15 protein-coding genes, 2 tRNA genes and 1 rRNA gene are annotated in these 21462 nt (G+C 42.8%); 7 read left to right on the plus strand and 11 right to left on the minus strand.

The features are described 5' to 3' along the window. Positions 1 to 6 precede the first annotated feature (6 nt). Positions 7 to 120 (plus strand): 5S ribosomal RNA (rrf, locus tag QL898_RS07830). A 376-nt stretch (positions 121 to 496) separates the two neighbouring features. Here the strand turns inward: rrf and QL898_RS07835 are convergent. Next, complete coding sequence (locus QL898_RS07835; protein WP_290176401.1) at positions 497 to 2215, minus strand: hypothetical protein; 1719 nt, start codon at positions 2213 to 2215, stop codon at positions 497 to 499. Positions 2216 to 2336: 121 nt separating this feature from the next. Here QL898_RS07835 and QL898_RS07840 point away from each other — a divergent pair, with 121 nt between their 5' ends. The 3 genes from QL898_RS07840 (at position 2337) to QL898_RS07850 (ending at position 3976) form a co-directional block, all read left to right on the plus strand. Further along, positions 2337 to 2750: an OsmC family protein gene (locus tag QL898_RS07840; protein WP_290176402.1), complete on the plus strand. Its 414-nt coding sequence runs from the start codon at positions 2337 to 2339 to the stop codon at positions 2748 to 2750. Position 2751: 1 nt separating this feature from the next. Then, positions 2752 to 3216: a flavodoxin family protein gene (locus tag QL898_RS07845; RefSeq protein WP_290176403.1), complete on the plus strand. Its 465-nt coding sequence runs from the start codon at positions 2752 to 2754 to the stop codon at positions 3214 to 3216. A gap of 100 nt (positions 3217 to 3316) precedes the next feature. Further along, complete coding sequence (locus QL898_RS07850) at positions 3317 to 3976, plus strand: DUF938 domain-containing protein (protein ID WP_290176404.1); 660 nt, start codon at positions 3317 to 3319, stop codon at positions 3974 to 3976. A 114-nt stretch (positions 3977 to 4090) separates the two neighbouring features. Here QL898_RS07850 and QL898_RS07855 read toward each other — a convergent pair whose 3' ends face one another. Beyond that, a complete protein-coding gene (locus tag QL898_RS07855) occupies positions 4091 to 4882 on the minus strand; it encodes a dienelactone hydrolase family protein (protein ID WP_290176405.1) in 792 nt (263 codons plus the stop codon). A gap of 551 nt (positions 4883 to 5433) precedes the next feature. Between QL898_RS07855 and QL898_RS07860 the strand changes: the two genes are divergently transcribed. After that, positions 5434 to 7521, plus strand: coding sequence for a catalase (locus tag QL898_RS07860; protein WP_290176406.1), 2088 nt, complete (start codon positions 5434 to 5436; stop codon positions 7519 to 7521). 313 nt (positions 7522 to 7834) lie between these two features. Then, positions 7835 to 8623 carry an MBL fold metallo-hydrolase gene (locus tag QL898_RS07865; protein WP_290176407.1) on the plus strand — a complete coding sequence of 263 codons (789 nt, stop codon included), beginning with the start codon at positions 7835 to 7837 and terminating at the stop codon, positions 8621 to 8623. A 102-nt stretch (positions 8624 to 8725) separates the two neighbouring features. On the opposite strand, the gene QL898_RS07870 is transcribed toward QL898_RS07865, so the two are convergent. The 7 genes from QL898_RS07870 to leuS all read right to left on the minus strand — a co-directional run bounded on the left by QL898_RS07870 (position 8726) and on the right by leuS (position 17851). Then, a tRNA-Lys gene (locus QL898_RS07870) sits at positions 8726 to 8801 on the minus strand. Positions 8802 to 8961: 160 nt separating this feature from the next. Then, positions 8962 to 9037, minus strand: a tRNA-Lys gene (locus QL898_RS07875). A gap of 194 nt (positions 9038 to 9231) precedes the next feature. Continuing rightward, the gene (locus QL898_RS07880) at positions 9232 to 11181 is read right to left on the minus strand and encodes a MacB family efflux pump subunit (RefSeq protein ID WP_198327634.1); all 1950 of its coding nucleotides are present in this window, start codon (positions 11179 to 11181) and stop codon (positions 9232 to 9234) included. 332 nt (positions 11182 to 11513) lie between these two features. Beyond that, positions 11514 to 12839: an efflux RND transporter periplasmic adaptor subunit gene (locus tag QL898_RS07885; protein ID WP_290176408.1), complete on the minus strand. Its 1326-nt coding sequence runs from the start codon at positions 12837 to 12839 to the stop codon at positions 11514 to 11516. Positions 12840 to 13120: 281 nt separating this feature from the next. Further along, positions 13121 to 14221 (minus strand): DNA polymerase III subunit delta, encoded by a 1101-nt coding sequence (locus tag QL898_RS07890; protein ID WP_290176409.1) that lies wholly within the window; start codon positions 14219 to 14221, stop codon positions 13121 to 13123. 162 nt (positions 14222 to 14383) lie between these two features. Beyond that, on the minus strand, positions 14384 to 15097 hold the full coding sequence (locus tag QL898_RS07895; RefSeq protein ID WP_290176410.1) for a hypothetical protein: 714 nt from the start codon (positions 15095 to 15097) through the stop codon (positions 14384 to 14386). Between the two features lie 66 nt (positions 15098 to 15163). Next, a complete protein-coding gene (gene leuS / locus QL898_RS07900; RefSeq protein WP_290176411.1) occupies positions 15164 to 17851 on the minus strand; it encodes a leucine--tRNA ligase in 2688 nt (895 codons plus the stop codon). A gap of 226 nt (positions 17852 to 18077) precedes the next feature. Here leuS and QL898_RS07905 point away from each other — a divergent pair, with 226 nt between their 5' ends. Next, entirely contained in the window at positions 18078 to 18449 is a 372-nt protein-coding gene (locus QL898_RS07905; RefSeq protein WP_290176412.1) for a Spx/MgsR family RNA polymerase-binding regulatory protein, read from the plus strand. Positions 18450 to 18576: 127 nt separating this feature from the next. Here QL898_RS07905 and argB read toward each other — a convergent pair whose 3' ends face one another. Beyond that, positions 18577 to 19488, minus strand: coding sequence for an acetylglutamate kinase (gene argB, locus QL898_RS07910; protein ID WP_057758912.1), 912 nt, complete (start codon positions 19486 to 19488; stop codon positions 18577 to 18579). Between the two features lie 77 nt (positions 19489 to 19565). After that, positions 19566 to 21368, minus strand: a complete 1803-nt coding sequence (locus QL898_RS07915; RefSeq protein WP_201547613.1) for a phosphomannomutase/phosphoglucomutase — start codon at positions 21366 to 21368, stop codon at positions 19566 to 19568. Positions 21369 to 21462 lie beyond the last annotated feature (94 nt).

Raw genomic sequence — 21462 nt, forward strand, 5'->3', positions numbered from 1 at the left:
CCCTTTGCTGACGACAATAGCGCGATGGCCCCACCTGATCCCTTCCCGAACTCAGAAGTGAAACATCGTAGCGCCAATGGTAGTGTGGTTCGCCCATGTGAGAGTAGGTCATCGTCAGCTCTCTATTCTAGATAAATCCCCCGACATTAGCTTGTCGGGGGATTTTCTTTGTGTCTATCTTTTATTTCTAGTGACTTACGTAACAATTCGTATTTAAGGGTGAGCAAGGAGTAACGACTGTCTGGGAGACAGTCGTCCGTAGCGCAAGACAAGAGCTGTGCTCGCAGTTAGCAGTGCGCTGCCTTAACGGCGCTCTTCTCGTTCGTCAGCTCTCTATTCTAGATAAAGCCCCCAATGCTCACGCGATGAGGGCTTTTCTTCGTCTGTAGATTGGTGCTGAAAAGCTACTAGTAATTGAGTTCATGAATTTTCCCTATGATAGTCAAATAAGACTCTTATACGAAAAATTTGTCTAGAAAATATATAAAACAACAGATCACGATACATGTTTCTTGTCGAATATAAATACGTTGTGATGAATTGCTTCATTAGTCTTTTGAATATTAAATGTTTTCTTATCTTCAGGTAATCGTAGTACTTTTGGTAGTCGTGCTATTGCCATTTTTTCATTAGCAATGGCATAGTGACGATAGTATTCATTTAAGATTTCATTGCAGTCAAATTCTACGTAAACAATATTATCATTATGTTTTTTAGCTAAATTTATTATGGACAGAAAAAACTCATTTTTCGCTTCATTTTTTGAATGTTCCACATCTTCTAAAGTACAATTTGGTGGGAAACCGACCTTTATTTTTTGCCAAATACTACCATTTTCCTTAGTTTCAAGATAAAATTTTAATTTTTCTTCTAATTGATTCAACTTTATCAGGTTCTGTTCAGTACTATCGAAAGCTTCCTTAACAATTGCAATTATTTCTTTAGAAGCATTAGTGAAATTTTTAATCTCAAATTTTTTATCCTCTAATGAATCATAAATCGTATCTAGAAAATATTTGAAGCTAATTAGCCTGGCAATCATAATTTCTACATTAGAAGAGTATGTAGCGATAGGTCTTAATTGAAAGTTTTGGAGATTATCTATAAGTTTATTAAAAATTTTAGTCAAATAATAGAATAAATAGTATCGATCATCACTATCAGTGACTGCATTATTAATTATATTAGGTAATTTATTCAAAATCGAAATTGTGATTTGGTGCTCATAGTCATTCATACGCTTACTGATATGATACTCTGTCTCTTCGCCGTCTTTTTTCAATTCTTTTTTGAGTAGAGGTATAATTTGTGTCTTACAGAGATGTTGTGCTTCTGCTATAAATTTGATGATTGTGTCTGATACACCAGCATCCAAAGTGTATAGTCGACTTGTACAGTATTTAACGTGTCGTATATAACGTTCTTCATCTATAAGCTCTTTTCTAATGACAACGTGTGTCAGATATACAAATAAATCATTACTACCGCCATCTTCATGTAAAAAACGTTTAATAGAATAAGGATTTTGTCTTGATTTGTCGGCAATACCTATTAAAAACCAGTAACGCTCACTTTCAATGACAAAGAACTTTTTACGCTTTGCCTCTCTTCTTATAATATCAGGTAATTTGTCTTGTTCCTGAAAGTCTATATCAGTAGAATCCCATGCGCGAAAGTCTCGCCCCTGAATCTTTTGCTTAATAAATACTTCTTTAAAGTATGTTTTTACGATATCAGTATTTAAGTGCCTTATACCAGGTTGTACTATGAGATTTACATTATCGATCCAAAATGCTAAATCGTACAAAAATGCTTTTTTTATACTTTCACGACTTTTTTGGTCTAAAATATGATCACCTATATCAATACGGTTAAGATAATCGATCATCGCCTCTACTTTATCAGCAAGTTCAATAGCATCATATGAATCCGGCTTGGACTCAATAAATTTCAACATCTGTATAGCAATTGCTTTTAGCTCTCGATGACGAATTGCTGTTTTAGATAACAAACTTCTCAAATCATCTGGAATAATATAAGTAAAATTTGGGCTAATGTTCCTTTTTGATAATATTTTTTCGTACACACTTTTACGACTGGGTATATCGAGCTGCGGCAAAATACTGATAAGAATGGTTTTCCAGTTACCACCTAATGCTGGGTCTATCGATTTTAATTGATAAACTTGGTATTCTGAGAGCTCATATACATACATATTACAATTTCCTTTACAGAACTAATGTTTGCACAAATGCTCGCTATCTTAGCATCTATCAAATAACTATCACAGCATCTTTATTTCTCAGGCAGCTAGTTTAATAAATTAAGGCAAGATTATGACTACCTCAAAAGTAACTTACCAAGGCGATTTGCGCACCCAAGCTATCCATTTGCAGTCGAATAATCAAATCATCACTGATGCGCCGACAGACAATCATGGTAAGGGCGAAGCGTTTTCTCCCACTGATTTGCTAGCCACTAGTTTGGGCAGTTGTATCTTAACGATTATCGGTATCAAAGCCGAAGCGATGGATATCGATATTTCAGGTACGACCGCAGAGGTCACCAAAGTCATGGCTGCCAAACCAAGACGTGTAAGTGAAATACACGTTGTAGTCAATTTTTCGAAGGCACTGGATGAGAGTACCCTAAAACGATTTTATAAAACCGCATTGACCTGCCCAGTAGGCAATAGCTTGGATCCTGCCATTACTCAAAATCTAGTGTTTAACAATGGCACAGACGCCTAATATGTCCACTAAGACTTTACTCATCGTCGCTCATGCGCCATCGCCCAATACTCAGAAATTGGCGCAGGCAGCTTATGACGGTGCTAATCATCCTGATATAGATATCACTGTCATTTTGAAATCACCGCAGGATACGCAGCCTGAGGATGTGTTGGCTGCTGATGCGTTGCTGTTAGGCACGACTGAAAATCTGGCGTATATGGCAGGGCTGACTAAGGACTTTTTTGATCGTTGCTACTATCCTGTGTTAGAAGAGAAGCAAGGCATGCCGTTTGCGGTATATATACGGGCAGGGCATGATGGTACAGGTACCAAGCTTGCACTCAAAACGATTGCAACGGGGCTACGTTGGTCGTGGATTCAAGAGGCGCTGATATTACAAGGCGATTGGCAAGAGAGCTTTGCTGAGCAAGTAGAAGAACTTGCCATGACGCTTGCCGCTGGGGTAGAGGCAGGTATTTACTAATTGTAAGTTGTTAGGCGGCCACTAGGTTAGTATTAGTCAGTGATTGTTAATCTACTGCTATCAATATTGAGAGTACAATAGACGGTCTGGGAGAATAGCGATGCAAGACGATAATCTGGATAGTGATAATCCAAATAATAAAGTAGATATTTCTGCATTGCCGTTTTCTCAAGCGTGTGAAAATAATAAGCAGCCTATTCTAAAAGTACTTCAAACAGAGTTGCAAGGCTTTAATCATGTGCTAGAGATTGGTTCTGGGACAGGTCAGCATAGTGTTTACTTTGCGCCTAATCTGCCTGAGATACAGTGGCAAACGAGTGATGTCACTGGTAATCACCGCCATATCATTGCTTGGCACAATGCGTATCCTGCACCTAATTTATATGCCCCTTTAGCGTTTGATTTGAGTACGGATTCCGTACCTGTCAATAGCCAGTTCAACTTACCTTATGATGCAATATTTACAGCCAATACTTTACATATCATTAGCTGGGCTTTGGTGGAGCGTTTACTTGCATTGGCTGGTGATGCGTTACCTGTGGACGGTAAGCTGATTATATATGGCCCATTTAATGAGCATGGTAACTATACCAGTGAGGGGAATCGGCGATTTGATGCGATGTTGAGAGCAGGTAATCCTGACAGCGGCATTCGCGATAAAGAAGATATTGTTAGTCTAGCAAATGCTTATCATCTACAACTTTCGAAAACGTATGTAATGCCTGCTAATAATCAGCTATTAGTATTTCAAAAAATATAAAGCATCAAATTCTTAGAACAGAAAAGCCACCTCAATTATTAGAATATGATCGATTGAAGTGGCTTTTTAATTAGGTTTTCTTATTTAGGCTTTCTTATTTTTTACGCTGTTAGACTATTTATATTCTTCTGCTAAAAAATCCAAGTAGCGTTTCCAAGAGCGTTCATCGGCGCGGGCATCATATCTATCGCTGCCAAATACGCTAAAAGCATGTGGTGCGCCGCTATAGGTAACCATCTCGTGAGGGATTTTGGCTGCTTCTAAGGTCTTGCCCAAAGTGGCAAAGCTCTCTAGCGAGACAGATTGGTCAGCAGAACCGTGGAATACTAGGATTTCTCCTGTAGTTTTGTCATAGCTTTGACCGGTTGGAATATCGAATGCACCGTGGAAAGGTACAAAGGCTTTTTGCTCAAAACCTGAGCGTGCTAGCTCTAACGCGACCGTACCACCGAAACAATAGCCCATAGTCGTGCCTTTACGCACATCATTGCCTTGTAGTTGTCCTGCCGTTAATGCCCCTGCCAATATGCGACGCATTTTATTACGATCATCATATAGCTCCCCAGTTAGGCGTTTGTTTTCTTCGATAGAAGTGGGGCGAATGCCTTGTCCAAACATATCGGCTGCCAGTACGTTGTAGCCTTCAGCCGCTAACATATCAGCACGTTTACGCTCATAGTCAGTTAGACCATCCCAATCATGAATCAATAAGATAAAAGGTGCGTTTAGCTTGTCTGCCTTGGCGTAATAGCCTTCGTATGCTTTATCATCGACCGTATAGGTCACGTTTTTGGTTGTGATAGCAGCAGCCGTTTGACTGAACGTTAATGCCATTAGACCCATTGACGCGCCTACTAGCAATGAGTGATAAGGTTTTTTAGTCGAGGAGCTTAGAGTTGGTAACATGGTAGGTAGCCTTATAGTTATATAAAATAGTCGCATCATCAAATCCCTACAAATCCGCTACATTATCATCCTCGCTAACCATACTAAGGTATAGCTTGCGCTCGGTTCTCTTGTAACGAAATCATTTGAATTCAACGATATAAAGAAGATAAATATAAGGCTAAAACCCTGCCAATTTATTTATCAATAGTCTTTGGTACTTCATAAAAAGCATACCTTAAAGAATAACTACATTACAAGATTCTATTGTTAACGTTTATGCGCCTTTAAGACCATCTAAAGTAGTCGTTTTATGGTGTCTATAAACGTTAACTAAATATCAACAAGGTTTACTATATACGCAACTATATTTGACTTATTTTTTGGGTAGTATAAGTCCTAAGCCTATTATTCCTTTACGAATTTTAGTGCGGTATCAATTTAACGCTCGGCAATGCTGAAAACACAGATAAACAAATGAAGTCACCATTATCTCAAAGGATATCAAACCTGTGTAGGCACTCTTTTAGTGAGTTAAAAGAGCACTCTCAATCTATTAGCTAGGACTTTTTATGAATAATAATATCGATCATACGGACCCCGCCAAAGACATGAATACGGAACGTGGCAATGGTGGTGAAACCCATCAGCGCGCAGGTGACGACACTAAAGTATTAACCACTCAACAAGGTGTGGCAATCGCTGATAACCAAAACTCTCTAAAAGCAGGCTCACGTGGGCCAACGCTATTAGAGGATTTTGTATTACGTGAAAAAATCAATCATTTTGACCATGAGCGTATCCCTGAACGTATCGTCCATGCTCGTGGTAGTGCAGCACACGGTTATTTTGAGCTGACAGAGTCACTAGAAGAATATACGACTGCCAAAGTATTGACAGAAACAGGCAAGCAAACGCCATTGTTTACGCGTTTCTCAACGGTAGCAGGTAACAAGGGCTCAAAAGATACGCCACGTGATGTGCGCGGTTTCGCTGTGAAAATGTATACAGAAGAAGGTAACTGGGACATTGTTGGTAACAACATGCCAATCTTTTTTATTCAAGATGCGATGAAGTTTCCAGATTTGATTCATGCGGTAAAACCAGAACCAGATCGCGGTTTCCCGCAAGCAGCGTCTGCTCATGATACGTTTTGGGATTTTGTCTCGTTAAGTCCTGAAACCATGCACAATCTAATTTGGCTGATGAGTGATCGCGGTCTACCACGTAGCCTACGTATGATGGAAGGTTTTGGTATTCATAGCTATCGCTTAATCAATAAAGACGGTAAGAGCACCTTTGTACGTTTCCATTGGAAGCCAGTATTGGGCGTACAGTCAACCACATGGGATGAGGCAGTGAAAATCTCAGGCGCTGATCCTGATTATCATCGTCGTGACTTGTTTGAGTCAATCAATAACGGTGACTATCCTGAGTGGGAGTTTGGCGTACAGTTATTTACTGAAGAAGAAGCCAACGAATTCCCATTTGACCATCTTGATGCAACCAAACTGATTCCAGAAGAATTGGTACCAGTGAAAGTTGTGGGTAAAATGGTATTGAACCGCTATCCAGATAATTTCTTTGCAGAGACTGAGCAAGTAGCATTCTGCCCATCGCATCTGCCACCGGGCGTTGACTTTAGTAATGACCCATTATTGCAAGGTCGTCTGTTTAGTTACTTAGACACTCAGCTATCACGTCTAGGGTCGCCAAACTTTGCCCAGATTCCTATCAATGCACCAAAATGTCCGTTTGCTAATAATCAGCAAGATGGTCATATGCAAATGCAAGTGCCTAAGACACGTGTACTCTATGAGCCGCAAAGTCTAGATCCAACTCGTCCTCGTGAAAGCGCTAAACGTGGTTTCAACTCATTCCATGAGCAGCTAGATGATGGTGTAAAAGGTCGCGTACGTGACGAGAGCTTTGCAGATCATTATAGCCAGCCACGTATGTTCTACCGTAGTCAGACAGCAACTGAACAAGCACATATCGCAACCGCTTATGCGTTTGAGCTAGGTAAAGTAGACACAGCCCATGTACGTACGCGTATGCTTAGCCATTTGATTCATATCGATGAAGACTTGGCCAATCGCGTAGCAACGGCATTGGGTATGGAGTTACCAGAGCCAGCTGATGCAGTTGCACCGGTGCAAGACTTAGGAACGTCTAAAGCGGTACAAACTATTGGCCTAACGCCTGATAGCTTAAAAGGTCGTATGATTGGTATATTAGTCGCGGAAGGTTCTAATAGTAGTGAAGTCAAAAAGTTCGAAGATGCTGCCAAAGCGCAGGGTGCTAGCGTCAAGATTGTAGCGCCTAACAAAGAAGTCGTATTGGATGATGGTACACGTATACAAGCTGATGAGCGCCTCGCTGGTGGTCCGTCAGTGATGTTTGATGCCGTCGTTAGTATCATCATGCCTGACCAAGCGAAAAAGCTCGCAAAAGACAGCTCTGCGTTAGATTGGTTCAACGACGCGTACAACCATTGCAAAGCCATCGCTTATTGCGGTGCGACTGATGAATTTATCCTAAGTAAACTGCCAGTTGAAAAAGATGAATTTGTCACACCATTGGCCGAGCTAGATGCCTTTATTAGCAATGCTAAGTCTCGTCTATGGGAGCGTGAGCCAAAGGTTCGTGATCTTGCATAGTCGATAAGTAGATAATTTACAAACTCTCTAAGATAACAAATAAGATATTAAGTGTTTCCTTAAACCCAGCCTAAGCGCTGGGTTTTTGCTTTTTATTAATAAGTGAAGAATTGTATAGGCGGTTATTAATAGTGAGTTGTGCATAGTTAGTTATTAGCCGCATCGTCTCTGTATGTCGCATTACTTTTGTATATAGTCACAAGCGTTCACTCAAAGTCGTTTTATTTATGGTGACGGGCGCTATACTAAAGATTGGTTATAAAACTGAACAAAAGCCTCACAATAATAATGACGAATGAGGTAGGGAACACCAATGAGTCTATGTGAAATTGTACGATTAGAAGGATATATCCAGAGTAGCTATCTGGCAGTATATCCAGATAAAATAATGCTGTTAGATGGCTGCTGCCGTGCTGATGTACCGATGGTGCTTGACTATATTAAAACAACGTTAAAACGACCCGTCACCGACCTAAAAGTAGTAGTGGTCACGCATATGCATCCGGATCATGCAGGCGGTGCGAATAAGTTTCGAGAAAAGACGGGCTGTCTAATTGTCTCAGCAGATAGAAAAAAGCAGTGGTATAGCGGTATTGGTGGGCGCACGATGCACTTCGTAGATATACATCTAGGATATTATGTGGCCAGACGTCAAGGACGCCCACTTAAAAACCTATATTACTCGGCAAGTCTGAAACCGGATATCACTGTCACAGATGGTGAGATTGTGCCACATTTTGATGAATGGCAAGTACTAGAGACGCCAGGTCATACGGATCGTGATTTGTCTTTGTTTCATCTGCCCAGTCGCGAAGTATACACCGCTGATTTAATTATTAAGTTGCGCCATAAATTTGTAGCGCCATTTCCTGTCTATTACCCTAAAAACTATGTCCAGTCGCTAAAAAAAATTAGAGCTTTGCAACCGTCAATGGTGATGATGGCACATGGACGAGAGTTGGCGATGAGTGAGGCAGAGTTTGATGAGTTTATCGCTCATGCACCTAAGCATCCACGTACCATCAAAGATACGATTAGACATAAACTACTATGGCGCAAGAGAGATAACTTTCGACTGTTTAAACGCAGGCATAATAAATAGAGGTATATAAAAGCTAAGAAACTAATAGCTAAAAAACAACGTTTAAAAAACCTAGACGAAAAAAAGCCCAGTTACTAAGATAGTAACTGGGTTTTCTAAATATGGTGGGCTGTCCGCGACTCGAACGCGGGACCAATTGATTAAAAGTCAACTGCTCTACCAACTGAGCTAACAGCCCTGAAGAGTATATAAAAAAGCGATGCTTTTTTAACTCTGCAAGAGAAAATTCTAACTAAAGAACTTTCTAAAACTAAACATCTTGACGATGTCTTTTAAACTTACCTTTATTAGTCTACTACCGGATAGGGTAGAACGATTAATAAAGATTAAACTAAATATGGTGGGCTGTCCGCGACTCGAACGCGGGACCAATTGATTAAAAGTCAACTGCTCTACCAACTGAGCTAACAGCCCTAACGTTTAAAGTGTTTGTATCCCTAAACGTGAGAGCACATTATATATATTATTATGACAATTACAACCCCACATGATAAAAAAAGTGTAATTCTCTTATAAAATTGCCAATTTATTTTAGTTTCTTTAAATTTTTGCCATTATATCGATATTGACTGCTCTAGATTTGGTTAAAACGAGTCAATAATCGATTATTAGTCTCGAGAAAGTGCTTCAACAGGATCTAATTTGGCGGCATTACGTGCTGGCAAGAATCCAAATACTACGCCAATTAACGTCGAACAAACAAAAGCGGCAATAATAGAGGTTGATGAATAGATAACTTTAAAATTATCACCGCCCACACTATTAATCAGCTCGCCAATGGCAAAGGCCAGTCCGATACCAATCAGTCCCCCTAAAATACAGACCAGAACAGCCTCAATAAGGAACTGCTGCATGATATCGCTCTGACGTGCGCCTACTGCCATACGGACACCAATCTCGTTGGTGCGCTCAGTGACAGAGACTAGCATAATGTTCATCACCCCAATACCGCCGACGATTAATGAAATGACCGCGACTGATGAGATAAGTAGGGTCATCGTACCTGTCGTCGACTCGATCGTTTGACGAATAGAGTCTGAATTGCGCAGCTCAAAGTCATCTTTGCCATGGCGACTCTCTATCAAGTCAGAGATGGCCGTCTCTGCGGCGCTAGAAGAGATACTATCGTCTAATAACGCTACAAAGCGGTCGATATTGGTACTACCCGTGACACGCGACATTACCGTCGTATAAGGCATATAGATGGTAGGCGTTGTCACACTGGGCCCAAAACCACCATCGCTCTCTTCGAGTACGCCAATCACGCGTCCAGGCACACTACCAACCAATATCACTTCGCCAACAGGATTATCAATATCTGAGAAAAAGGTCTGCTTAGCATTGTCATCGATGATGATATCTTGACTACGTAATGTGACGCTTTTTGCATCAAACCCTTGGCCCAATGCCAATGTCTCACCAGTGACGGTTAGATAGTCTTCGCCAACGCCGTTGACGGTAGCATCCTCTTGTATACTACGATAGCGAACGCTAGAGTTGGCATTTACCTGAGGACTGACGCTGATAATATAGGGTTGATTGCCTACCGCTTCTGCGTCTTCTGGCGTCAAGTTGTCATCATTGTAACGGCGTCTAGGGTCGCCTCTAGGGTAGCCATCATTGACGGTAATAGTATTGGTGCCTAGCGAGCTAATATTAGCGAGGATTTGCTGCTGAGAGCCTTGTCCAAGACCTACGATAGATACGACCGCAGCGATACCGATGATAATGCCGAGCATAGTCAGTAGGGTACGCATCTTATGCGCGCGCATGGCAAGCAAAGACATCTTAAACGCTTCAAGCAGTCGATCAATAAAGCTACCAAAGGCACTTTTACGGTGTTCACCAAGGATAGATTCTGGTTTTTTGTCTGTGTGCTTATAATGTTCAGTTTGATAATCAGCGATGACATAGCCGTCTTTTAGCTCAATCACACGCTCCGCTTGCGCCGCTAGCTTTGGATCATGAGTTACCATGATAATGGTATGACCTTGTGCACTGAGGTCATGCAAAATTGCCATGACGTCTTCGCCAGACTTGCTGTCTAGGGCACCAGTTGGCTCATCTGCCAAGATCACGTCACCACCATTCATCAGTGCACGAGCAACAGAAACACGCTGCTGCTGTCCACCTGAGAGCTGATTGGGACGGTTATTGACCTTATTGCCAAGGCCCAAATCCGTTAATAGCTTCTCAGCACGATTGGTGCGTGCCTCGGTATCCATGCCCGCATACACGGCAGGGACGGCGACGTTGTCTTTGGCACTGATATCACCAAGCAAATGATAGCGCTGAAAAATAAACCCAAAATGCTCACGGCGCAGTTCGGCCAGCTGATCGGCATCAAGCTTACGCGCAGATTGACCATAAATCTTATAATCGCCAGCAGTGGCTTGATCCAAGCAGCCTAAGATATTCATCAAGGTGGACTTACCAGAGCCTGATTGTCCAATGATAGCAACCATCTCACCTTGATTGATGGTTAGATTGATATCATGCAAGACGCGAATCGTTTGCTCACCAGCAGGGAACTCTCTGATAATGCCAGACAACTCCATAATGGGTTTGCCTGGTGCAGGGAGATTAACGGTATTGGTTTTTGCCGGATTATTTAAGTTATCGAAGTTATCTGAGCTGTCTAAGTTACTTAAGTTATCCAAATTGTCTAAATTTTCTAAATTATCTGAGCTGTTTGAAGGGTTAGCAGAAGTGTGTGACCCTAAGTTTTGAGCCGTGCTACTTTCAGAGCTATCTTCAGTCGACGGTTTAGGAGATTGAGATATAGTCATAGCAGTGTCTTTAATAAAGGCTAATAAGCGTTATAGCGTTGTTATGAAAGGGCTTCTATATTTAATAAGCCCTTTTTTATTCAACATAGTCAAAGAACAAGTTACATTCGAGGTCCACCAGGGATACGGCCGCTACCTGATTTCTTACCGCTTTCTTCACTGATGATTACTTCTTCCCCTTCTTTCAAACCACTTAAGATTTGCGCGTTTACTCGGTTATCGATACCGACTTCTACAGTACGCTCTTCTACGGTTCCGTCCTCTTTTAATACACGTACAAACTTGCCAGTGGCTGCTTTGCCTTTTTCTTTACCTTTAGAGCGTTTTTCTTGTATCACTGTTGACGGTACTAATAAGGCGTTTTTGGCTTCATTGACGATGATATAAATCTGCGCGGTCATATCAATGCGGAACAAGCGGTCAGGGTTTGGCACTTCTACGTAGCCGACATAATAGATAGCGGCGTCTGTTGAGCTGGTACTACTAATTTGCTCTGGGGCAGGCTCGATAGCAGTCAACGTCGCATCATATTGCTGATCTGGATTACCGATAATATTGAAATAAGCAGGCATACCAGCACTGACATTGATAACGTCAGCTTCCGAGATTTGCGCGTTGATACGTACGGTCGATAAGTCCGCTAACGTCACTAGTGTGGGCGCTGTTTGATTAGCATTTACGGTAGTGCCTTGCTCAGTCGTAATAGAAACGACAGTACCTGATATCGGGGCGCGAATCGTGGTATAGCTCAAATCTTCTTCAGCAGTACTGACGTTGGTTCGAGATTTGCGTAACGCCGCTTGCTGGCTATTGATATTGGCTTCGGTGGTCGCAATTGCGGCTTTTGCTGTATCGATAGCAGCACGTGCATTGGCAACCGCTGCTTTTGCGGTGTCGACACTGGTCGCTTGCGTGTCGTATTCTTGCTGAGAAATAGCGTCGATAGCGACTAAGTCTTGCAAACGCGCAAAATCAGACTGTGCTTGTTTGAGCTCAGACTGACGGCTGGCAAGATCGGCATAGGCACTTTTTAGACTGGCTTGTTTGCTCAACGATTCTGCTTGGGCACTTTGTAGCGCGGCTTCGCTTTGTTCAAGACTGGCTTGTTCATTGCTCAGGCTGTTCTTCTGAGTCACTTGATCAATCTGCGCAATCAAATCGCCCTGTTTGACTTCGTCACCGACTTCAACGTACAGGCGTTTTACTTCACCAGACACCTGTGCCCCTACATCGACGGTATTTAACGCTTTTACTTTACCGGACGCCATGACATTGTTTTCAATATCACCGACTTCAACGGTTGCGGTTAAATAGTTAGGTGTGGTTTCTTCTGGTTTTAAAAAAGTATAGGCCAAAGCCCCTAATGCTACGATAATTAAGGCAATAACACCCCATTTGATAGCAGACTTTTTGCTTATTTTGCGCATGACAACAATCCAATCACAATTAAATCAAGTGTAGATATAGTAGAGACTTCACCTACAAAAGGGAATGGAAATTAGTTTACGAAAGGTTAAGGTAGCCAAGAATAGAGACAGGTACAGAAAAGAAACGCTTACTAAAAATCAATAAAACGGAGATTATAGGAGAACAAAATAGGGTAGTAAAATCTGGATTTATAGCGTTTAAATGTATAAACCAGTAAGAGAAGAGATGGATAACTTGTTAATAAGAAAAATAATATAAGGTGGTGACAAGCGGATTAGTCTTAGCGCATAGTAAATAAACGCTTACCTGCGAGCTCTAGTGCTGCTTGCAATAATAGCTCCCATGCTGGCTGGCGAATAAGTCCTTTGATAGCTTGGTCACAGCGATAAAGCAGGGCAGGCCATTCGCTCGTTTGTTGTTTTGACTGACGGCGGCAGGCTTGTTGGTACAACCCTTGTTTACTACGCCAAATACCTAATGCTTGAGGGTCTTGACCGTCCATAAGTTGAATGATTTGACGCATGTCTTTGCTAATAGCCCAGAGCACTAAAGTAGTGGGCTCATCGGTCGATTTTAGCTGAAACATGATTTTGGCGACCTGCGTACTATTACCCGCGAGCATCGCATCAGACAAATCAAACACACTAAATTGCGCGTCGCTGACCAATGCTGCTTGTAGGTCTGCAATATCCAATGCCACATTATTCACAGGTTGTGAAAAGCTATTAGATTGTTCGGTACTTGTGTCAGTAGCACTATCTTTGCTAGTACTGTTATTAGCAACTAGCTGCGGTGCAAACAAATAGGACAATCGCCATAGAGTTTGATAAGCACTTAGCAAATGGTGTTCAGTGTGTGACATGAGTAGCTGCCACGCTTCTTGAGACAGTCGTAAGCCAAACTTCTGAGCTTGTATCTGTAGTAGCTGTTGGCGCTGCTGCTCATTGTATAAATTGCAATCAATGACATTGCCATATTGCGCAAAAGGAGCAAACCATTTGCTGCTCTGGCTGCGTTTGTCTTGCTTAGGTGTAAGCCACAACACACTATGACCATGTGTGCCAGCTTGTGCCTCGACCGCAAAACGTTCCAGCTCGGCGATAACTGCTTTGTCAGGCTTATGATTGCCCGTCACGATTACCGCACTGGCGTCATCAAATAAAGACTGGCTGCCAAGCTCGGACAGTACTTCTTGCCAGCTTTTGACGGAAATCAGCTCTATGCGTTTGATTGCATAGTTCTGCGCGCGCCAGTGTGGACGCAGCGCATCTATCAACCATTGACTCAGTAGTGGCTCGTCACCGTGCGCCAGCCACAAGCCAGCTACCGCAACGGAAGGCTGCAGTAGTTTTGGATAGGCTTTTATGAAAGTATCTTGCATAGCGTGGTGTTACACAGGTTGATGAGCAGGTAATACCAATTCCAAAAATATGATCAGCATTGCCAAGCTAGCTTAGTCTACTCAAGGTAGTACTTACGCTAGCTTATTTTGCTACTCATACTTCTAGAAATGGTGTCGTTTGATAATCAGAACGACTAACTCTTACGGTTGTGGTACGACGACAACGGTTGGCGTCACGCCTTTATTTATTTGCAGAGATTGTTTGGCAGCAGGTGCGACTTTTGGAAGCGAGATTGCGACATATTGGTCAGTGATACGGCGAGCTAAAGTATCATAGAGCCAATCGCGAGTCTGATCGCCTTGCTGATCGTCAGTACTAACAGATGCTTCGTTGTACTGGTAGCTTCGCTCGACCTGAATGGGGTTGCTCAGGGTTACAGGCTTACCATTTTCCATCGTTTGATAGCTGACATCTGCTGATAGTACCAAGCGAATCTCTGTTAATACGCCAACCAATTCGTAACGCTTAAAACGTACATTACGAATGTCGATAGCAGCAATAGACTCAGCCCCTGCTTGTTGGTTATTACGAGCAACTTCTTCTGAGCTCATATTACTAATAACATCGACACCTAACGTCTTTAGGCGACGCGTCAATGGTAGTTTCAGCGGGAATGAGGTGCGATTGTCTTCGATAATGACCGCTGTTTTTTCGACGTCAAGCAGCATCGCTGAGTCGTAGCCACGCAGCTGGAAGCCGCAGCCGCTAAGAGCCGTCGCTGCACCTACCACGGCGAACATTGGCAGCGTGGCAAGTAAGACTGCTCCGAGCTTTTGGCCATGGGACTTTCTGTTAGCTAGGCTGTATGCGCTTAATCTTGGTTGCGCCTGCTCAGCTCGATGCTTGTATGACATAAACGCTATCCTCATATGATAAGAAGGCTTAGAGCACTAAGCCTAAAATACTTAGCTCAAGATACCTCAGCCTACAACCACGATGTTAACCAATTTGTTAGGAACAACGATTTCTTTTTTGATCTCGCCCGTGATGAATTTTGCCACGCTTTCCATAGTGCGAGCTTGCTCTTTTAGCTGCTCAGGATCGCTGTTTGGTGCGACATCCATCTTACCACGCATCTTACCATTGACCTGTACCACCATGGTGATCATGTCCTGTACCAGCGCACTTTCGTCCACGGTTGGGTAATCTAAGGTTAAGGTATCAAGACCCAACTGCTCAAGCAGATGCTCGCCAACGTGCGGCGCATATACAGATAGCATAATCAGCAGGTTGGTCAACGCTTCGTGTTTGACGTGCAGCTCTTGCTCATTACTCGCGTTAAAGCCAGTCAGCTCATTAGCAAGTTCCATCAGGCTTGATACTGGCGTGTTCAATGCCAGACGATCACCCAAATCACTATCAATCTTAGCAATCGTTTCGTGCGTTTTACGGCGTAAGTTTTTGGCTTCTTTGCTTAGACCGTCTGTGTTCAAGGTAGCACTGTTCAGCGTATCAATGCTGATATTGGCGGCTGTTAGCGCTTGCATATGGTCGGTTGCAATACGCCATACTTTTTTCACAAAGTTATAAGGGCCTTTTAGCGCGTCGTCTGACCATTCAAGCGTTTGATCCGCAGGCGCAGTAAATAGCGTATATAGACGAACCGTATCAGCACCATATTTATCAATGGTTAGCTGTGGATCTACGCCATTGTTTTTTGATTTAGACATTTTTTCGATTTTGCCAATCGTCACTGGCTGACCATCTGACTTCAAGATAGCTTTAATGGGTTGACCACGTTCGTTGAAGTCAATATCGATATCTTCTGCAAAATAGTAGGTCGTACTGCCATCCGCATTGACGCGGTAGAACGTACCAGCAAGAACCATGCCTTGAGTCATTAGATTGGCAAATGGCTCATCACCTGTGACTAAATTTTCGTCGCGCATCAGCTTATGGAAGAAACGTGCATACAACAGATGCATCACCGCATGCTCGACACCGCCGACGTATTGATCAACAGGCAACCATTTATTGGCAGCAGACTTGTTGACCATGTTTAGTGCGTCATTTGGGCTAGCAAAGCGTGCATAGTACCAGCTAGATTCTACAAAGGTATCAAAGGTATCGGTCTCACGCTCAGCAGGATTACCACATTTAGGACAAGTAGTATTGACAAATTCTGGGATGTTCTTGAGTGGGTTACCGCGACCATCAGGTACGACGTCGGTTGGCAATACAACTGGTAGGTCTTGCTCTTCAACAGGCACAGTACCACAATGCTCACAGTTGATCATTGGGATAGGGCAACCCCAATAGCGCTGGCGAGACACACCCCAATCACGTAGCCGGTATTGAATTTTTTTCTTAGCCAGCTCTTTTGGTTCAAGCTTGGCTAGCATTGCTTCAAATGCTTGCTCAAAATCTAGACCATCAAACTCACTTGAATTAACCAAGGTATTGCGTTCAGTATAAGCAAGATTCACTTCACTATCGTTCGCTTTGGCATCTGCTTTTAGCTCATCAAAATAGCCATCAGGGGTATTGATGACTTGCTTGATTGGTAGGTTGTACTTAACCGCAAACTCATAGTCACGCTCATCATGAGCAGGTACTGCCATGACTGCGCCTGAGCCGTAGCTCATCAGCACATAGTTGGCAACCCACACTGGCACTTCTTCACCAGTCAAAGGGTGCGTCACAGTGAGGCCTGTATCCATACCGATTTTTTCAGCTTTGGCCAAATCCGCTTCAGCGACTGAGCCTTTTTTACAAAGCGCACAGAATTGAGCGATTGCGTCATCTTGCTCAGAGGCATACTGTGCAAGTGGATGCTCTGCGGCCACGGCAACATAAGTCACACCCATCAAGGTGTCAGGACGAGTAGTGAACACATCTAAGGTGTTTTCTTCACCAGCAAGCTCATAAGGGAAGTGGACTTCCATACCAGCACTACGACCAATCCAGTTGCGCTGCATAGTCAGTACTTCAGATGGCCAATGACCTTCTAGCTGATCCAAATCATCTAATAGCTCATCAGCATAGTCAGTGATGTTGAAGTAGTACATAGGGATGTCGCGTTTTTCGACCGCAGCACCACTACGCCAGCCTTTACCATCGATGACTTGCTCGTTTGCTAAGACGGTGTTATCAACAGGATCCCAGTTGACCGTCGATAGCTTTTTGTAGACTAGTCCTTTTTTGTACAATTGCAAAAATAACCACTGCTCCCACTGATAATACTCAGGGCTACAAGTGGCAAACTCACGTGACCAGTCAATAGACAGGCCTAGCAATTTAAGCTGTGCACGCATACTGTCAATATTGGCAAATGTCCATGCAGCAGGTGGCGTTTGGTTAGCAATTGCCGCGTTTTCTGCTGGCAAGCCAAAACCATCCCAGCCCATTGGCTGCATGACTTCATAGCCTTTTAGGCGATAATAACGGCTTAATACGTCAGAAATCGTATAGTTACGGACGTGGCCCATATGCAGCTTACCACTTGGATAAGGGAACATCGACAGCATGTAACGGCTTGGCTTGTCGCTTGGCTCATTGCTTACTTCAAAGCGCTTGTCAGTTGCCCATTTGGTCTGCTGCGCGGCTTCTATCGCTTGTGGGTTATAATAATTGTTTTCTGCTTGGTCTGCTGTCACGGCGTTGCTCATAGTCGGCTCGAAATTGGTTGATACTGATTTGTTTAATACGGATTTGTTTAATACTGATCAAAATAGGTGGAATTTGACAATGCCATAGCATAGCGTAATTTGGCGAAAATTGCGACGATATGATGCAGTTGCTTACTAGGTTTGACGATTAAAAGTAATGCATTCTCTATATCCCGTCAGCCTTAGGTATAATAGACAAATTAATGAATATTTATGAGGATTTATCATGACCATCACCATTTACGGTATCAAATCTTGTAGCACGATGAAAAAAGCGTTTACTAAGCTAAACGATCTAGATGTCAGCTATGATTTTCACGATTATAAGAAACAAGGTATAGAGAAAGAAACAGTACAGCGCTGGGTAAATGAACTAGGTATCGAAAAAGTGCTCAATAAGCGTGGTACGACATGGCGCAAGCTAGACGACAGTCAAAAGCAAGCGGCTGACGCTAATGTAGACAACGCGATAGATTTACTCGTGGAAAATACCAGCATGATTAAACGTCCGATTGTAGAAGGTCAGTTGGCAGATAGAGATCAAGCCGTATTACTATGCGGATTCGATGAAGCGGAGTTTGATAAAGCTTTTTCGTAAAATTAATTTATAAAAATTAAGCCAGTTTCATTATTAAAGATAAAACTGCACAAAAAAGCCCGAGCGTTTATATTAACTCGGGCTTTTCTATATTTAGCTTTTTTACATTTAGTATTGCTAGATTTTGCTAGCTCAATGATGAGTCTATCTCACGACTAATGAGCGTACCAACCCCTTCGTTGGTAAAAATCTCAAGCAAGGTCGCATGAGGAACGCGTCCATCGACGATAACGGCACTTTTGACGCCGCTACGTACCGCATCAAGCGCACATTGAATCTTAGGAATCATACCGCCTGAGATAGTACCGTCTTCGATTAAGCTATCGACTTTCTTTGGTGTGAGTCCAGTCACCACTTCGCCATCACGGCCCAATACACCTTTGATATTGGTCAATAGCATCAGCTTCTCTGCTTGCAAAAACTCCGCTACTTTACCTGCAACGAGATCAGCATTGATATTATAGGTGTTACCTTCAGCATCAACGCCAAGTGGCGCGATTACAGGAATAAAATCCGAAGCAATCAGCATGTTAATCACATCTTTATTGACGCTGACTACATCACCGACGAATCCTAAGTCAACTGGTACAGCGATACCGTCTGCGCCAATTTTTTCCATCATCAGTTTTTTGGCTTGAATCAAATTGGCATCTTTACCTGTAAGACCAATCGCGCGACCGCCGTGTTTGTTAATCAAGCTAACAATCGATTTGTTGACGCTACCGCCCAAGACCATCTCTACGATATCCATGGTGCTTTTGTCAGTGACACGCATGCCATCGATACGGTCTGATTGACGACCGAGCTCTTTTAGGAGGTTGTCAACTTGCGGGCCACCACCATGTACGACTACTGGATGCATACCGACGGTCTTTAACAAAACAATATCGCGAGCAAATGAGCTCTCAAGCTCAGGGTCGGTCATGGCGTTGCCGCCGTATTTTACGACGATGAGTTTATCAACAAAACGCTGGATATAAGGCAGAGCAGTGGTCAATACTTCAGCGGTGTTTTTGGCATCATCTAAATTAAGCGTCATTACAAACTCCTAAGGGCCGGGTTTAAATTGGTTGTTTTTCTATTATGTCTAATGAGACAGCTATATGTCTTATGAGGCTACTCCGCAGGAATAGCAAGAATCTGTTCAGCTAGCGCTGCGTTAAATGGTCGGCATAAAGTGGCAAATGTCGCCTGAATACTTTTTAGGTCATCTACACTGTCACCTGCAAAGCGCGCGGTCAGGCTATTGCTGGTATTTGATTGACGCAGTACGCCAAAACCATGCGCAAAATCCAAACGCACACCATCGATACAGCTCAGTTTAGTTCCCATAGGTAATAATTCATGCGTCTGTTTTACTGCTATTTGCGCCTTCGCAGTAGTGCAAGTACACGCTGATGACTTGCATGTTGTGGCGGGCAGGCAAGTACCTTTTAACTGCTGACTAGATGAAGAATCAGTATGAGTAGACATATCTACTAGATACTGCAAGTAATAACAAAATCTCGTTAGTTGCTCTACAAGTGAGCAGTCGGTAGTAGCGGTCTGCGGCATTGGCAAATAATGGTCAGCAGTACTGACTATAGTGGGCAAGTTTTGGATGATATCTGATAACGGTTTTTTATCGTTAATACCATTCTGAGTTTGGTCAAGCCAATGCAGCAACCGTAATGCAGCATACATCGCATCATCGTAGGGAATAAAGCGGCTGTCATTAAAGATGAAATGCCCTGATAATTCACCAGCGAAGACAATCTGATTGTCAGGATGCTGTACCTGCTGGCGCATAAAGCTGCTGCCAGTCTTGCTAATCACAGGTGTAGTACCAAGCTCAGATAACAGTCTTGGCAAATGATGGGCGCACTTAATATCGAAAAGAACTTCAGATGCTAATAAAGAGTCGCTAAGAGAGTTAGGATGTTCAGTAATAGCAATACGTGCCAATAGATAGAGCAAATGATCGGGCGTAACTATTTTGCCGTTGTTATCAACGATCATCAAACGATCGCCATCGCCATCAAACGCCAAGCCTATATCTGCTGCATTCGAAACAACGGCTCGTTGCAATTCGTTCAAGCGGTTTGGTTCGGTGGGGTCTGGATTACCAAGGGGGAAATTACCATCGGGTATGTCATTGAGAAAAATAACATTCTGACAAAAACGTTCGAACAAGCGTTGAGCAATTCTACCAGTTGCACCGTGCATACAGTCAATAACCACGATCAAATCAAGTTTATAAGCGCTTTTCTGATTGTCTGCAGTTGCCGAGTGATGGTGTTGAAATAATTGTTCAAATACCTGCGCAATAGCATCGATATAGACGCTTGCTACTTGATGAGCAGGTAGTTGCTCAAGCAAATCAATTGGTAATTTTGAGTCGTGGCTACTCTTAAGATTTTTAATGCCTTCTGAAAACCAGATAGGGTTGTTAGCTTGATTATCGGGATAGGTGTGATGACCATGATTGGCGGTGAGTTGATGATAGAGCGTCTGTATCTCTGAGCTACTAGGGGACTTGTTATTTACTAACCATTTGATACCTAGTATGTCTTTAGCAGAATGGCTCGCTGTTACGACAATGCCATGACCTTGATACTGCATTGCCCAAAATGCCATCATCGGCGTGGTAACCAGACCTAATTGGATTACGCGTAAACCCTGCTGAGCTAGTACAGTAGAGAGCGTACGTGCAATAGCCTCACTACCAATGCGCATATCATAACCAATAACGACAACATTCTGCTTAGTATCAACAGAGGCATTAGCATTGTTGTTTTGAGTCGGTTGGCTATCTTGGGCATTGTAGAGAGTAGCAAAAGCATTGCCTAACGCTTGTATAAAACTGCTAGTAAAATACTGGTTGGTACCACGAATATCATAAGCACGGAATAAGGATTGCTGCGCCGCAAAAGGTGGCATTGCTTACTCTCCTTATAACCATGATAGATGTTCAATGATAAATAAAAAATGAATAGCGCAAGGCTTTATATATAGCTCAAGCAAAATTCTAATC

Source organism: Psychrobacter sp. APC 3279, from assembly GCF_030407795.1.
In the GTDB taxonomy this organism is placed as follows: domain Bacteria; phylum Pseudomonadota; class Gammaproteobacteria; order Pseudomonadales; family Moraxellaceae; genus Psychrobacter.

Excerpts from the sequence above, each read along its gene's own strand:
- QL898_RS07835 (WP_290176401.1), bottom strand. The coding sequence starts at position 2,215 with ATGTATGTATATGAGCTCTCAGAATACCAAGTTTATCAATTAAAATCG.
- QL898_RS07840 (WP_290176402.1), top strand. The coding sequence starts at position 2,337 with ATGACTACCTCAAAAGTAACTTACCAAGGCGATTTGCGCACCCAAGCT.
- QL898_RS07845 (WP_290176403.1), top strand. The coding sequence starts at position 2,752 with ATGTCCACTAAGACTTTACTCATCGTCGCTCATGCGCCATCGCCCAAT.
- QL898_RS07850 (WP_290176404.1), top strand. The coding sequence starts at position 3,317 with ATGCAAGACGATAATCTGGATAGTGATAATCCAAATAATAAAGTAGAT.
- QL898_RS07855 (WP_290176405.1), bottom strand. The coding sequence starts at position 4,882 with ATGTTACCAACTCTAAGCTCCTCGACTAAAAAACCTTATCACTCATTG.
- QL898_RS07860 (WP_290176406.1), top strand. The coding sequence starts at position 5,434 with ATGAATAATAATATCGATCATACGGACCCCGCCAAAGACATGAATACG.
- QL898_RS07865 (WP_290176407.1), top strand. The coding sequence starts at position 7,835 with ATGAGTCTATGTGAAATTGTACGATTAGAAGGATATATCCAGAGTAGC.
- QL898_RS07880 (WP_198327634.1), bottom strand. The coding sequence starts at position 11,181 with ATGGAGTTGTCTGGCATTATCAGAGAGTTCCCTGCTGGTGAGCAAACG.
- QL898_RS07885 (WP_290176408.1), bottom strand. The coding sequence starts at position 12,839 with ATGCGCAAAATAAGCAAAAAGTCTGCTATCAAATGGGGTGTTATTGCC.
- QL898_RS07890 (WP_290176409.1), bottom strand. The coding sequence starts at position 14,221 with ATGCAAGATACTTTCATAAAAGCCTATCCAAAACTACTGCAGCCTTCC.
- QL898_RS07895 (WP_290176410.1), bottom strand. The coding sequence starts at position 15,097 with ATGTCATACAAGCATCGAGCTGAGCAGGCGCAACCAAGATTAAGCGCA.
- leuS (WP_290176411.1), bottom strand. The coding sequence starts at position 17,851 with ATGAGCAACGCCGTGACAGCAGACCAAGCAGAAAACAATTATTATAAC.
- QL898_RS07905 (WP_290176412.1), top strand. The coding sequence starts at position 18,078 with ATGACCATCACCATTTACGGTATCAAATCTTGTAGCACGATGAAAAAA.
- argB (WP_057758912.1), bottom strand. The coding sequence starts at position 19,488 with ATGACGCTTAATTTAGATGATGCCAAAAACACCGCTGAAGTATTGACC.
- QL898_RS07915 (WP_201547613.1), bottom strand. The coding sequence starts at position 21,368 with ATGCCACCTTTTGCGGCGCAGCAATCCTTATTCCGTGCTTATGATATT.